The following is a 16164-nucleotide window of genomic DNA, read 5'->3' as shown; positions in this document are numbered from 1 at the left end:
GTTATTTTAACCGCCTAACCAAATACCAGCGGTAATAGACCGTCCAATTTTATGCAGATACAGGTTAACCGAGTTTTTAAAGTGCTGTTAGGCATTGCTTTTATATTCTTAAGCATCACGCAGATACATGCCCAAAGTATTTCGCTTGCCGGCAAATGGCGTTTCAAAATTGATGCTAAAGATGAAGGTGTAAAAGGAAAATGGTACTCGACTGTTCTTCCCGAATCCGTTAATCTGCCAGGCTCGATGGCCGAAAATTTAAAGGGCGATGACATTACCCTCAAAACAAAATGGACCGGAAGTATTTACGATAGTTCGTACTTTTTTCATCCGCGTTTAGAAAAATACCGTAAACCAGGTAATATAAAAATACCTTTCTGGTTAACTCCGGCCAAACATTATACAGGTACAGCATGGTATCAAAAAGATATCGAAATTCCTGCCAATTGGAAGGGTAAAAGATTGGTTTTATCTTTAGAATATCCCCATTCAGAAACTAGGGTTTGGGTAGATGATATCGAAATCGGAACGCAGTATACCTTTGTGGTTGCGCAAAATTTCGAACTCCCGGCAAATTTAAAATCAGGGAAACATACGATAACGCTCTTAATCGACAACAGCATTAAGGCAATAAACGTTGGGCAGGATTCGCATAGTTTAACCGATCACACTCAAGGAAACTGGAATGGCGTAGTTGGAAAAATGGAGCTAATAGCCGGTTCGCCTGTTTATTTTGAAGATATTCAGGTTTACCCCGATTTAAAAAATAAGTCTGCCCAGGTTAAAATCCAGCTTAAAGCGAATGCTAAGCAATCCTCAACCGGGAAAATTACGCTTGCTGCTACCACTTTCAATACCAAAAATTCACTTCAGGTTAAGCCTGTAACAGCGGCCTACCAAATTACAAATGGTGACGGTGTTTTGGAAATCAATTTGCCAATGGGTGATAAAATAGCCACCTGGGATGAGTTTGATCCGGTATTGTACCGTTTAACAGCTACTTTACTATCGAAAGATGGCAAAAAAGACGAGAAAAAGGTACAATTTGGCATGCGTGAGTTTAAAGCAGTAGGCAGAACTTTTGAAATTAACGGTCGGCCGGTTTTTTTACGCGGAACGGTTAACAATTGCGAATTTCCGTTAACAGGTTATCCATCAATGGATGTTGCCGCATGGCTACGTATTTTTAAAATTTCAAAGGCTCATGGGTTAAATCACATGCGTTTTCATTCGTTTTGTCCACCAGAAGCTGCTTTTATTGCTGCAGATCAGATCGGCTTTTACCTTCAGCCAGAAGGACCAAGCTGGGCCAACCACGGTACATCTATCGGTGATGGAAAACCGATTGATCAGTTTATTTATGATGAAACCAACCGCATGACCAAAAACTATGGCAATTATGCATCTTTTTGTATGATGGCCTATGGAAATGAACCGCGGGGAAGGCAAGTGGAGTACCTTACTAAATTCAATAATTATTGGAAAGCTAAAGATTCGAGAAGATTGTACACTGGCGCTTCAGTAGGTGGTAGTTGGCCGGTTATTCCAAATAACGAATTTATGGTGCGTGCTGGTGCCAGGGGTTTAGATTGGGGCAGAAAGCCAGAAAGTATTTCAACCTATGCCAAACAGATCGAACAGTTTACCGTGCCTTTTGTAGCACACGAAATGGGGCAGTATTGTGCTTTCCCTAATTTCGATGAAATAAAAAAATATACAGGTGTTTATCGTGCGAAAAATTTTGAGATGTTTCAGGAAGATCTTAAAGACCACGATATGGCCGATCAAGGGCACGATTTTTTAATGGCTTCGGGCAAATTACAAGCCCTTTGCTATAAAAATGAAATTGAAAAAGCATTGCGTACGCCGAATTACAATGGTTACCAGTTATTGTCGCTAAATGATTATCCAGGACAGGGAACAGCACTTGTAGGGGTTTTAGATGCCTTTTGGGATGAAAAAGGTTATATCAGCGCTAAAGAATTCAAACGTTTTTCTAACAGTACCGTGCCTCTGCTAAAAGTTTCAAAATTTGTTTTTACTAATAACGAAACCTTAACAGCTGCGGTAGAAGTGGCACATTTTGGAAAGGCGCCTATTGAAAATGCAAAACTTTCGTGGACACTCAAAGATGAAAGCGGAACAAATGTGGCAAAAGGTAATTTCAATCCTAAAACCTTAGCTGTTACCAACTGTATTGCCATTGGAGAAATTAAATTTCAGTTAAATGGCATTACAAAAGCAACAAAACTGAAACTGGAGGTCACCATTGATGAAACCGAATTTGCCAACGACTGGAGTTTCTGGGTTTATCCTGCACAATTGCCTCAGGTTAAAAGCAACGTATATTACTGTACCAGTTTAGATGACAAAGCACAGGCCGTTTTGGCCGAGGGAGGGAATGTTTTTCTCAACGCAGCTGGCAAAGTGGTAAAAGGAAAGGAAGTGGTGCAGACTTTTCTGCCTGTTTTTTGGAATACATCGTGGTTTAAAATGCGTCCGCCACATACTTTGGGTATTTTGTGTGATCCAAAACACGCCGCTTTTAATAATTTTCCGACCGATTTCCATAGCGATATGCAGTGGTGGGAAATTGTAAACAAATCGCAGGTAATGAATCTCGAAGATTTTCCTTCAGGATTTAAGTCAATTATTCAACCAATTGATACCTGGTTTTTGAACCGCCGTTTGGCATTAGTTTTCGAAGCAAAAGTAGGTAAGGGGAAATTAGTGGTTTCGAGTACCAACCTCTCACCTGATTTAAAAGACGCACCTGCTGCACAACAACTTTATTTCAGTTTACAGCAGTATATGATGTCTGCCCAGTTTAATCCAAAATATGAAGTTGCTTTTAACACCGTAAAAGATATCTTCGAAAGTCCGTCGAAAATTCAGTTCGATACCTTTACGAAAGATAGTCCTGACGAGTTAAAAGTAAAACCAAAAACCAATTAAGATAAGCGAAATACCACCATGAAGAAATTTATATTCAGCGCTGCAATAATATTCGGCATATCTGTCCAACTGCTTTTGGCACAGAAAATCCCCAATAAAAAGGAGGTTTTAAAAGTATTAAAATCAACAAATGCTTATTTTATGAATAAGTGGCCTGATGCCGGGAAATCAATCATAACCAACAGGGAGAGGCCAAGCAATATCTGGACAAGGGCAGTGTATTACGAAGGATTGATGAATCTTTATAAAATCCATCCCAAAAAAGAATATTACGATTATGCCGTTCAATGGGGGCAAAAACACAACTGGGGTTTAAGAAATGGTATTACTACAAAAAATGCCGACGATCAGGCCTGTGGGCAAACTTATATCGATCTTTATTTGATTGATAAACAACCCGAACGCATTAAAGACATTAAAGCTTCTATCGATCTGGTCATCAAATCGGGCAAGGTAAACGATTGGACATGGATCGATGCGATCCAAATGGGAATGCCTGTTTTTGCCAGACTGGGTAAATTATACAACGATACCACCTACTACAATTACATGTACAAAATGTATATGCATTCCAAAAATACCGAAGGTGGTGGTTTGTACAATGCCAAAGATGGTCTTTGGTGGCGCGATAAGGATTTTGTGCCTCCTTATAAAGAACCAAATGGCGAAGATTGTTATTGGTCCAGAGGAAACGGATGGGTGGTTGCCGCATTGGTGCGCGTATTGGAAATTATCCCTGAAAATGAAGCTCACCGCAATGAATACTTAAAAACTTACCACGAAATGATCAAAGCTTTAGTACCAATCCAGCGCGCTGATGGTTTTTGGAATGTAAGTTTGCATGATGCCACACATTTTGGTGGTAAAGAAACTTCGGGCACTGCTTTGTTTGTGTATGGTATGGCCTGGGGCGTAAATCAGGGTATTTTAGATAAGGCTACTTATCTGCCCATCATTACCAAAGCCTGGAACGCCATGACGAAAGATGCTGTTCAAAAAAACGGTTTTATAGGTTATATGCAAGGAACTGGGAAAGAGCCAAAAGACGGGCAGCCGGTAAGTTATACCAGCGTTCCTGATTTTGAAGATTATGGTTTGGGTTGTTTCTTATTGGCCGGAACTGAGGTTTACAAGCTTAAAAAGTAATTAAAATGAATTTCAGAAATCTAGCTGGCTTATCGGTATGGATGTTGTTGCTCCTGCTGCCCAAACAAAATATGGCGCAAAGGGCGGGCATTGCTGTTTCTGAAATTAATAGTATTTCATCTTTTCCGATTGTGGATGGAGGAAAAGCATCTTCGATTTATATCGATGAAAAAGATGCCGAAGTTGTTGGAATTGCTGCTGAGGCTTTCAAGGATGATATTCATTTATTAACGGGAACAACTACCTCGGTATTGAAAAATAATCCTGCTTTAAGTGCTTATCCCATTATTGTTGGTACTATAGGGCAGTCGTTTTATATCGATCAGTTAATCAAAGCCGGGAAAATAAATAGGACTATTTTATCCGGTAAATGGGAAACTTTTTCTGTTTCAGTGATCGAAAATCCTGTAAAGGGAGTGAAAAGGGCATTGGTGATTGCCGGTAGTGATAGGCGTGGGACTGCTTATGGCATTTTTCAGCTTTCGCGGATGCTTGGCGTATCGCCGCTGTGTTGGTGGGCTGATGTAAAACCTGCAATAAAAAAATCGTTATACGTAAAAGCTGGTCAGCCTTTGGTAGAATCGCCATCGGTTAAATACCGCGGTATTTTTATCAATGATGAAGATTGGGGCATTCAGCCCTGGGCTGCTAAAATGATGGATACCGATGTGAAAGATATCGGCCCAAAAACTTATACTAAAATATTCGAGCTGCTGCTCAGGTTAAAAGCTAACTACATCTGGCCGGGTATGCATCCTTCAACCAAAGCGTTCTATTATTATGCCAATAATCCCATAATGGCCGATAAATATGCCATTGTTTTAGGTTCGAGTCATTGTGAGCCCATGCTGCGGAACAATGTTTTCGAGTGGGCTGAGAATTTCGAGCACGAATACGGTAAAAAACCGGGTGAATGGCGCTACGATCTGAATAAAAATGAAATTGCAAATTACTGGACCGACCGTGTAAAACAGGCAAAAAATTGCGAATCGATTTATACTGTGGGGATGCGTGGTATCCATGATGGCAGTATGCCGGGACCGAAAGATAAAAATGAAAAAGTGAAACTATTGGGCGAGGTAATTGCCGATCAACGTACCATTCTCAGCAAGAACATCACTAAACCGGTAAGCTCCATTCCACAGATTTTTTGCCCTTACAAGGAAGTATTATCTTTATACCAGGCTGGTTTAAAACTGCCTGATGATGTGACCATTGTTTGGGCCGACGATAATCACGGTTATATCCGTCAGCTTTCGAACCCTGAAGAGCAAAAGCGCTCGGGTGGAAGCGGGGTGTACTACCATATTTCTTATTGGGGTGCCCCACAAGATTATTTGTGGCTTTCTTCCATTTCTCCATCATTAATTTCTTACGAGTTAACTAAGGCTTACCAGTATAAAGCCGACCGACTTTGGGTTATAAATGTGGGCGATATTAAACCTGCCGAAATGGAAACGCAGTTTGCCATGGATCTGGCCTGGAATGTAAACCAGTGGAAACCCGAAAATGCGGATAATTATGCTGAAAGCTGGGCTGCAGAGACTTTCGGTGCTGAATTTGCAAAACCAATCGCCGAAATAAAAGCAATTTATTATCGCTTGGCACAGGCTGCTAAGCCAGAGCATATGGCCAGTGTTAATTTTACCGATGCCCAGGCCGAAGAGCGTTTAGCCGCTTATGAAAGGATTTATTATCAGGCTGAAAGCTTAAATGAAAAGATGCCTGCACGTTTGAAGGATGCTTTTTTTGAGTTGATTTTGTATCCCGTTGAAGGTGCCATGCTGATGAACCAGAAGATTTTATATGCAAAGAAAAGTCTGGTTTTAGCCTCGAAGGGCGATCAATCGGCCTTAACTTATTCGAAAAAATCAAAAGCTGCTTTTGAGCAGATCCAGTTAATTACCAAAAAGTACAATGAAGAAATTGCAGGCGGCAAGTGGAACGGAATGATGAGCTGGAAACCACGCGATTTAGCCGTTTTTAAAATGCCAAAAGTGGCCGATTCTGTAACTGCGAAATCATTACACATCACTGCGGAATCTGAAAATAAGATCATTGTTCGTGCAGCTAAATATGCCGAAAGATCAGTGCCGAAGGGTCTATCTTTACAAAGCCTAAAAGGACTTGGTTTAGGGGGCGCTGGTATTTCTCTTTATCCTTTTACTTTTATACCAATTGGTGAAACAGCGCTTCAAAATGCCGCCTTTATTATTTATCAAGTTGATTTCAAAACACAGGGCGAACACCAGATCGAAGTGAAATGTTTGCCTACCCAGGGCGTTAATAACGGCATTAAAGTGCGTTATGCCATTTCGGTAAATAATGATAAGCCGCAGGTAATTAACATTTCTCCGGCTTCAGAAAATAATATCTGGAAACAGAATGTATTACAGGGTTATGCTTCGGGCATAACCAACCACGATATTAATAAAACAGGTAAATCGACTGTGAAAATTTATATGCTCGATCCGGGCTTGGTGATTAACCAGTTGGAAATACAATAAATATGATGAAGAAACTTTTAGCTTTTGCCCTATCCTTAATTTTTATGCTTGCCATCGCCAGGGCACAAAGCATTGGCAATTATAAATCTGGTTTTAAGAAAACGGGCAATACCATTTCATTTTTAACCACAAGGGGAGAAGTGAAATTGGAGTTCTGTACACCTGAAATCGTTAGGATCAGAACCAGCTGGAATGGTAAATTCGAAGCCAACGAAAACCTAATGGTGATTAATTACAACTGGGCCAATGTTGCGGTTAAGGTTTCGGATAAAAAAGATCATTTTTTGCTTGCCACCTCAAAATTGGTGGTTAAATTATACAAAACCCCTTTCAGGATTGATGTTTTTGACGCCAAAGGTAAATTGCTGAGCAACGAAGTCAATGGATCAATAAATAAAGAAAATACGCAGGTTGGGGTAACCAAAAAACTGCAGGCCGATGAACATTTCTTTGGTTTTGGCGAGCGCATGGATTTTATGGATCGCCGCTTTAAAAAAGTAACGTTAAATGTTGGGCGTGGTAAAGGTTTGCCGCACGCCATCGGTGCTTACAATATATTGGAAGCCAATTATTGTCCGGTTCCGTTTTTCATGAGTACAAAAGGTTATGGCATTTTCCTGCATAATTCTTTTGCTACTGAATGGGATATGGGCGCTTCTAAAAAAGATCAGTACAGTTTTAAAGCTGCCGATGGAGAATTGGATTACTATTTCATTTATGGGCCTACTTTTCCGGCTATTTTAGATTATTATACCAGTATTACAGGCAAATCGCCGATGTTACCGCAGTTTGCTTTAGGTTTACATGCAGGTACATATAGTGGTGGTACATGGGGCCATGAGGCACAAACTTCCGATCATTATGTGGTTGAGCTGGCAAAAAAATACCGGTCGTTAGGTATTCCGGTTGATCTGCTTTGGCTGGATTCTACATGGCGCTTATTTGGCGAAAATGGCGGTAAAGGTGCCACTTCTTTCGAATGGAGAGAAACCTTTAAAGACCCAAAATCCATGTTCGATAGCATTTATGCCATGAATTATAAAATGGTGGGGCTTCATCTTCGTCCACGGTTTGATAATGCCAAAAAATTAAACCTGTTAGATCAGGCCAGAGCACAAGGTTATACGTATCCCGAAAATGGTAAACCCGGCGAATTTGTAAACTTTTTTGATGAAAAGGCAACGCAATGGTGGTGGGATAACGGCGTAATGCGGGTAGCAAAATTAGGCGCTAAATTTCTGAAAACAGATGAAGGTAGTGCGTTTGGATCATTGGCAAATGAGAGTGAAAAAGTAGGGCCTACAGGAAAAGATGCAGAACGTTTGCATAACTTATTTCCTATAGCCTATGCTAAAGCACCGTTTTTGGAGTTCGAAAAGTTTAATGGTTTTAGGGGATTAAATCAAACCAGGGAAGGTTATTCGGGCATTCAACGTTATCCTTATATTTTTGCAGGCGATTGGCCTAGCGAATGGCAATACTTTGCTCCGGTAATTAAAGCTGGATTAAATGTTGGTCTATCGGGTGTAGGTTCCTGGGCACATTGTATGGGCGGTTTCGAACATCAGGCCGATCCGGAACTGTATATCCGTTGGGTGCAGTTTGGGATGTTCAGCCCGATAGCTCTTGTTTTTGGGATGGATCATCCCGGTTATAAAGAACCCTGGAAATATGGTGAAGATGCTTTGCGTAATTTCAAAAAATACGATCTTTTACGTTACCGTTTATTCCCTTATCTATATACCAGTATGCATCAGCAATACGAAAAAGGTTTACCCATGATGAGGGCTCTAGTACTCAACCATCAGGATGACGAAAATGTATACGAAATAGGCGATCAGTACATGTTTGGTGATAATTTAATGGTTGCCCCGGTAACCACCAAAGGCGCCATTACCCGCTCGGTTTATCTGCCAGAAGGTACCTGGTTTAACTATTGGACGAATGAAAAATACGAAGGCAAAAGTTATCACCATGTCGTAGCACCTTTAGATACCATTCCCTTGTTTGTGAAGGCGGGAAGTATTATTCCGATGCAACCAGAAATGGCCTATAGTGGTGAAAAACCAGTTGATGTGATTACCCTGGATGTTTTCCCTTATGGAACGTCTAAATATGATATGTACGAGGACGATAATTTAAGCGCTGCATACAAAACAGGTAACTTTGCGTTAACCAAAATTACTTCTTCATTAACTGCATCGGATTTAACGTTGAAAGTAGCTAAGCCAACAGGTAATTTTAAGCCAACTAAACATAAATACCTGGCTAAAATACATTGGACAGGAAAGGCAGATCCTAGTGTTGTTTCAGAAAATGGTGCTAAATTGAAAGTTTTAAAAACACCAGATCAATTGGATAAAACGGAAGGCTGGTTTTATGATGTAAAAAATAAAATACTTTGGATCAAATCAGCTGGAGATAACAGTGCTGATTTAAGTTTTGTAGTGAATTAATAGGCGGTTCGTGGGGACACGAACCACGGCGGATAAGATATCAAAATCTGGCGTCATTGCGAGGAGGTACGACGAAGCAATCTTTACAGTAACAAAAAGATTGCTTCAGCCGATGAAAAATCGGCTGAAGCAATGACGATCTCTGGTTCCTCGGTCTGTGTCCTCACAGACTGAAACTGAGCGATTTCTTTTTGGCAGAGAATAATAACTAGTGGTCCGTGGGGACACGAACCATGGAAGAAATAAAACGGGTTTTAAAATGACAAAATCCTTAAAAAAATAAAATTGAAAACATGAAAATTGCATTTAAGATGAAACTTAAACCCGGTTTTGGAACAGAATACAAAAAGCGCCATGATGAGATCTGGCCAGCGTTATCTATTTTGTTAAAGGAAAATGGGATCAGCGATTATTCTATCTTTCTAGATGAAGAAACCAATACACTTTTTGCCGTGCAACAACAAAATGGAAATTCTTCACAAGATTTGGGCAGCACTCAGATTGTACAGGAATGGTGGGCATATATGGCCGATATTATGGAAACCAATGCTGATAATTCTCCAAAAACATTCCCTTTAGAAATGGTATTCCATTTAGATTAAAAATATGCAATTACATCGATTCTGTTCTGTTCTGCTGTTTAGTACGCTAATTTTTAGTTTAGCCAAAGCGCAAAAGCCTGTAAAAGATACCGGTAGCTGGCCTGTTATCGAAAAGCAGATGAAACCCTGGACCCGCTGGTGGTGGATGGGGAATGCTGTAGATGAGCAGAACTTAAACCTTGTTTTAAAGAAATATGCTGATGCTGGTCTCGGTGGAGTAGAAATTACGCCAATTTATGGAGCTAAGGGCTTTGAAAAACAATATCTTCAGTTTTTATCGCCAGAGTGGGTGAATATATTGCACCATACGGTAAATAAAGCTAATACTTTAGGCTTAGGGGTAGATATGAATACCGGTACAGGTTGGCCATTTGGCGGTCCGCAGATTAAGCCCGAAAACGCCGCTACCAAACTGATTACCCAACAATATAAACTCAAGGCGGGAGAGAAGTTAACCGAAACCATTAAAGTTAAAGAAGCGAAACAGGATTTCGCGCAGTTACAGGCTTTAACTGCTTATGGTGCAAAAGGTGAAGTACTCGATCTGTTTTCAAAAGTTCAAGCTAATGGATCTTTAAATTGGTCACCCAGCAGTGGCAGTTGGGATATTTATGCTGCTTTTGCAGGTAAAACCAGGCAAATGGTTAAACGTGCAGCACCTGGCGGTGAAGGTTTTACTTTAAATCACCTCGATAAAAATGCAGTTGATGTTTACCTGAAAAGATTTTCGGATGCTTTTGGAGACAAACCACAAGGTATTCGGTCGTTTTTTAACGATAGTTATGAAGTGTATGGCGCAACATGGACGCCAACTTTCTTTCAGGAATTTAAGAAAAACAGGGGCTACGATCTGGCCATTCATATTAAAGAATTAACTGGTAAGGATTCTACAAATGCAAATATTGCCCGTTTAAAATCTGATTACCGCGAAACCATGGATGAACTTTTGCTCCATAATTTTACGCAAAACTGGACCAACTGGGCGCATCAGCTTAAATCGGTGACCAAAAACCAATCGCATGGTTCGCCAGGCAATCTACTCGATCTTTATGGAGCAGTTGATATTCCCGAAACGGAAACCTTCGGCTCAAGTTACTTTCCTATCCCGGGGCTTAGGCGCGATTCAGGAGATATCCGCAATGTAGACCCAGACCCTATGATGTGCAAGTTTGCATCTTCTGCGGCACATACAGGTGGTAAAAAACTGGCATCTTCTGAAACATTCACCTGGTTAACCGAACATTTTAAAACCTCATTTTCGCAATGTAAACCAGAAGCAGAACAATTGTTTCTGGCAGGCATAAACCATATTTTTTACCATGGTACCACCAACTCGCCAACAAATGCCCCTTGGCCGGGATGGTTGTTTTATGCCTCGGTGGAAATGAACCCAAACAACAGTTTATGGCCGCAGGCAAAAGGGCTGAACAATTATATAGCCCGTTGCCAGTCTATTCTTCAATCAGGAAAGCCCGACAACGAACTTTTAATCTATTGGCCAATTTATGATGTATGGAACAAAGCCAAAGGTTTAGACATGGCCTTAAAAGTACATGATGTTGACGAGTGGCTGCACCCAACGGCTTTCTATAAATTATCCAAAGCGCTTTCCAAATCGGGTTATTCTTTTGATTTTGCATCTGATCGGCTATTAAAGCAATCAACTGTTAACAATGCATTAATTAGTACCAACGTGGCGGCTGCACCATATCAGGTGTTAATTGTTCCGCAGTGTGAAATAATCAGCCCGGAAACTTTAGATCAGATGATAAAACTGGCCAGCAACGGATCAAAAGTCATTTTTCAGGCATTGCCTAAAGATGTTCCAGGTTTAAACAATCTGGAAGCCCGCAGAGCACAGCTAAAAGCGACCTTGGCTAAATTGATTTTTACGGATGGCGCAGATGGTATTAAACAGTTTAAAGTAGGGACAGGGCTAATCTTGCTTGCTGATGATGTGCAAAAAGCATTAAGTTCGGTAGCCATTAACAGAGAAACTTTAACTGATTCAGGCCTTCAGTTTATCAGGAGAAAAACAAATATTGGAAAATACTATTATCTGGTTAACCACACCGCTAAAGATATCGATACGGAGCTTTCCTTAAATGAAGAAGGGCAGGTTTTAATTATGGATCCGCAAAGTTCGAATGTGGGCTTGGCTGCAGTACGCAATAAAAAGGTTCGTGTACAGCTTAAATCGGGAGAGAGTTTGTTTTTAAAGGTAGATCAGAATGCAACAACCAAAACTCCTTGGGTTTATTTGAACAAAGCTGCCCATTCAATCAATCTTAACCAACTGTGGAATTTACATTTTACCGAAGGTGGGCCAGAGCTTCCTGCAGATCAGAGGTTAGCTAAACTGGTAAGCTGGACTACTTTAAACGATCCTAAATTACTGGCCTTTTCTGGTACTGGTGTTTACACCTCAAGTTTTAATCTGAGTTCGAAAACAGCCAGAGAATATATTTTAAACCTGAACCATGTAGATGAGAGTGCACGTGTATGGATCAATGGTGAGGAAGTAGGCATTTTATGGAGTATTCCTTTTCAGGCCCGTGTTGGCAAATATTTAAAAGCAGGCCATAATACCATAAAAATTGAAGTGGTTAATTTGATGGCGAACCGCATCCGTGATATGGATATCAAGAAAATTCAATGGAGGAATTATCATGAAATCAATTTCGTAAATATTAACTATAAGGATTTTGATGCATCAAACTGGAAGGTAATGCCTTCAGGGTTAATCGGTCCAGTAAGCATCACAGCTTTTAATTAATCATATTCTCGCATACGGGATCTTAATGCTTCGTACAAATCAATATGCATTTTATCATGAAAAAACTCATTATCCTCACTTTTCTTTTGGTTATTGGCTCAAATACCATGGCTCAAAACTATATCATCACCAAATTTGGTGTAGGTACCGATAGCACCAAACTGAATACCAAAGCCATTCAAAGTGTAATAGATAAAGCTTATCAAAAAGGTGGAGGAACGATTGTAATCCCTAAAGGTATTTATCTTAGTGGAGCGCTTTTTTTTAAGCCTAAAACGAAGCTGTTGTTACAAGAAGGTGCTGTGCTTAAAGGATCTGACAACATAAAAGATTATCCTTTTATCCCGTCGCGGATGGAAGGGAGGAGCCTAAAATACTTTGCGGCATTAATAAATGCAACAAAAGTAGATGGTTTTAGTATTTCAGGTCCGGGAACTATTGATGGAAATGGCCTTAAATTCTGGAAAACATTTTGGGCACATCGCGATTCGCTTAAAAAATTAGGAAGGGAATCTACAAACCTTGAAGTGAGCCGTCCACGGCTACTTTTTATCTGGGGATGCAATAATGTGAATATTAAGGGGGCAAAATTGCGTAATTCTGGATTCTGGACAACCCATTTGTACCAATCTAACAATGTATTAATTGAGAATTGTGATATCCGTTCGCCACTTAGGCCTGTAAAAGCACCAAGCACTGATGGTATAGACATTGATTTTTGTAAAAAAGTAACGATCAGGAATTGTTATATCTCGGTAAATGACGATGCTATTTGCATTAAAGGCGGTAAAGGACCCGATGCACAGAACCTGCCAGAAAATGGAATTGTTGAAGATATTTTAATTGAAAACTGTACCATTGGCGAAGCGCATGCTACTTTAACCATGGGAAGCGAATGTATTCATGCACGCAATATTACCATGCGCAACTGTAAGGTGGAGAATAACTGCCCCATTTTAAAAATGAAAATGCGTGGAGATACTTTTCAGCTTTACGAAAATATTACGGTAGAAAACATTACAGGAAAATGTGGCGCTATTATCGACCTAAATCCCTGGAAACAGTTTTTCGATTTGGCAGGTAGCACCGCAAGGCCATTTGGTACGATTAGAAACATCAAGATCTCAAACATTAAAGTAGAAGCAACAAAATTTGGCGAAATGGATGGGAACCCTGAAGATAAAGTATCTGGTTTTCTTTTTAAAGATTTGGAAGTAACTACAAAAACACCTTTTCTGAAAAACAGGTATCAGGATGTTAAAATTGAGAACGTAATGGTAAATGGAGCACCATTGGTGGTTAAACCTTAATCCAACACTTATTCTTAAGTTAATGATATTGGGCTTTGAGGTCAAATGAAAGAGGTACTTCGGAGGTAGAAAGAATAAACTTTATCCTCGGTCTGTGTCCTCACAGAACGAAAAAATAATATTTAGGTGGTCTGTGGAGACACAGACCATGGCAACTTTTATTGCTCGCGCTCGTTTCCAAACGAGTGCGTAAATAGCATTAAGATTATATCGCTATAAACAATCGTTTTGGTCGGTGAGCCGCCGACCAAGAGAAAAATACTTCTTTATTTTTCTGCTTTCAGTGTTTCCGTGGCAAAAAAAAAGCAAAATGCCTACCAACCCAACTTCAACAAAGCTACTCCTTGTCTGGCTAATTCCATTTCAAAAGCACCACCTGTGGTGTCAAATTTTCTGGGTTTGCCAATCATTTTAAGCTGGCCTGATTTTTCTAATACTGCAATCTGTTTCGCATCTGGGTTTTGTGGCGAGCCCATTTTTTTCCATTCCGAATAAGAATTGCTATTTTCGGTATCAATGCGATATGCTGTAACAGTTACCATTTTTGCAGGCAATTTATTCAACAATATGGAAATAAAATCTTTCGAATCCGTTTTATCTTCATCGTGGTAATTCCACAACATAACAGCTGCCGTTTTCTCGGCTTTAGTGGCTAAAACACCTATGTCTGTTTGTGGTTTTCGGATGCTCGAATCCAAAATAGAATTTAAATTGTACATGCGGTTACTTATGGCTTCAACACGGTTTCCTTTCATCTGGCCAAACATCCTGAATACATTTAAAACAGGTTTATCAACACCATTGGTAGCTAAATCGCGAAAGCCTGCAAACCAGGGCTGGTTTTCGAATTCGAACGACCACGTAACGGCACCTAACAGGTTGATTTTATATTTATCTGTAAGTTCGTAAAGCCGGGCAAAAGAAGCTGCGGTGTAGCTCGAATACATTGTGCCGTTGCGGTAGGCATTTTCAGGATTGGTACTCATGCCACAAGCGGCACAACCTTCGGGATCAGATTCGCCGATAATTACAGGTATGTTTTTAAGTTGAGGGTATTTACTGATGATTTTATAATTGCCATCAATATTGCGGAGCTGAGCCCTTACATTCATCACTACGGTTCCATTAACCACCCTTGGCGAGCCCTTCGCATGAAAAAGAACAGCATCTAAAGGAGAACCGATTTTACCCGTTACATAATTGGTGTCGTTTAAACAATGTTTGATAAAGGCATCCAGGTACTTCGTTCCACCACCTGTTACGTTGGCACCACCAATTTTCGCAGTAGGTAAGGCACGTTTTAGTCCATCGGCAGCGTAATCGTAAAGTTTAAAGAATTCGGCCTGTGTACCTTTCCAATAAGCGCCATCCGGCTCGTTCCACACTTCCCAGTACCAACTTTCTACCTCAGCCTTGCCATATCGTGCTACACAATGTTTTACCCATTCGTAAACCAAATTGCCCCACTTTTTGTAATCTTTTGGCGGATAGGCCCAGCCTGTTAAAATTTCATCATACCTGGCGCCGGGTTTCCATTTATGTTGGTAAGGAAAAGGTTTGGTTGATAAGGCTTCGGGCATAAAACCAATTTGGGCTAAAGGTTTCATCCCCCTTTTTACATAAGTATCAAAAATCTGATCAACAATTTTCCAGTTATAAACCGGATTACCTTTGGCATCTTCGGTGTAGGCATTGGTAGATCCCCATTTTAACGCAGGGGTGCCATCTCCGGAGGTTAGCAAATTATGCGCACGTACATATACCGGAACCGGACTTAATTTAGAAATCTCGGTCAATAACTTCTGGCCATCTTTCATATAGGTGTAATTCGGTTCATCATAACCAAACCAACTGCGCATTAACCGTGTGGATAAAAGCGGTTAAGCTAAAGAATAGGAGGTAAACTTTTTTTAATGTTTTCATATTGTATTGTTTTTATATGGTGTCAGTCTGAGCGTAGTCGAAGACCCTTACATTGAAAGTAAATCAAAAAAAGATTGCCCTTCGACAAGCTACCATTAACAGTTTTAAATAATCGGTCGTCACTCCTGTGCAGGCGGGAATCTTAAAGCACCATGCAAATCTGGTTAAAGCATTAAGATTCCCAATCGACCCGATAGCTCCTAATGTCCGCATGTTATAAAAAAAAATGCTGCAAAACCTTGATAAATAATGTTTTGCAGCAAGGTAATATTCACTTAAATTAGTGTTGACCAATATTACTGCTGTGAAAATAATAAATTCAAATCCAATATCCTCTTTCGGAGGCATAAATTTTGTTTTTGACTACTTAAACAAATTAGAAATCGATAAACTTTGCCATGCACATCTGCCCTGCGTTGCTGCCCAAAGCAAGTATTCCTGGAAGGATGTTTTCTACTCCCTTAAATCTGTTTTTCTCTGTGGCGGCGA

The 16164-nt window shown here is 40.2% G+C and carries 8 protein-coding genes; 7 read left to right on the top strand and 1 reads right to left on the bottom strand.

Features of this window, described 5'->3' with window-relative positions; genetic code table 11:
* The first annotated feature begins 51 nt into the window (after window positions 1–51).
* The 7 genes from EYS08_RS20160 to EYS08_RS20130 all read left to right on the top strand — a co-directional run bounded on the left by EYS08_RS20160 (window position 52) and on the right by EYS08_RS20130 (window position 13752).
* A complete protein-coding gene (locus EYS08_RS20160) occupies window positions 52–2955 on the top strand; it encodes an exo-beta-1,4-galactosidase (RefSeq protein ID WP_131031805.1) in 2904 nt (967 codons plus the stop codon).
* A gap of 18 nt (window positions 2956–2973) precedes the next feature.
* On the top strand, window positions 2974–4101 hold the full coding sequence (locus EYS08_RS20155; RefSeq protein WP_131031804.1) for a glycoside hydrolase family 88/105 protein: 1128 nt from the start codon (window positions 2974–2976) through the stop codon (window positions 4099–4101).
* Window positions 4102–4106: 5 nt separating this feature from the next.
* Complete coding sequence (locus tag EYS08_RS20150) at window positions 4107–6608, top strand: glycosyl hydrolase 115 family protein (protein WP_131031803.1); 2502 nt, start codon at window positions 4107–4109, stop codon at window positions 6606–6608.
* Window positions 6609–6610: 2 nt separating this feature from the next.
* A complete protein-coding gene (locus EYS08_RS20145) occupies window positions 6611–9064 on the top strand; it encodes a glycoside hydrolase family 31 protein (RefSeq protein WP_131031802.1) in 2454 nt (817 codons plus the stop codon).
* A gap of 293 nt (window positions 9065–9357) precedes the next feature.
* Window positions 9358–9666 carry an L-rhamnose mutarotase gene (gene rhaM, locus EYS08_RS20140; protein WP_131031801.1) on the top strand — a complete coding sequence of 103 codons (309 nt, stop codon included), beginning with the start codon at window positions 9358–9360 and terminating at the stop codon, window positions 9664–9666.
* Window positions 9667–9670: 4 nt separating this feature from the next.
* Window positions 9671–12442: a glycosyl hydrolase gene (locus EYS08_RS20135; RefSeq protein WP_131031800.1), complete on the top strand. Its 2772-nt coding sequence runs from the start codon at window positions 9671–9673 to the stop codon at window positions 12440–12442.
* A gap of 56 nt (window positions 12443–12498) precedes the next feature.
* Window positions 12499–13752, top strand: a complete 1254-nt coding sequence (locus EYS08_RS20130; RefSeq protein ID WP_131031799.1) for a glycoside hydrolase family 28 protein — start codon at window positions 12499–12501, stop codon at window positions 13750–13752.
* A gap of 314 nt (window positions 13753–14066) precedes the next feature.
* On the opposite strand, the gene EYS08_RS20125 is transcribed toward EYS08_RS20130, so the two are convergent.
* Window positions 14067–15611 (bottom strand): GH39 family glycosyl hydrolase, encoded by a 1545-nt coding sequence (locus tag EYS08_RS20125; protein WP_131031798.1) that lies wholly within the window; start codon window positions 15609–15611, stop codon window positions 14067–14069.
* Window positions 15612–16164: the final 553 nt, after the last annotated feature.

Source organism: Pedobacter kyonggii (genome assembly GCF_004310665.1).
Classification (GTDB): domain Bacteria; phylum Bacteroidota; class Bacteroidia; order Sphingobacteriales; family Sphingobacteriaceae; genus Pedobacter; species Pedobacter kyonggii.
Note: the sequence above shows the minus strand (reverse complement) of the source record. Positions and strands in the feature narration are given on the sequence as shown.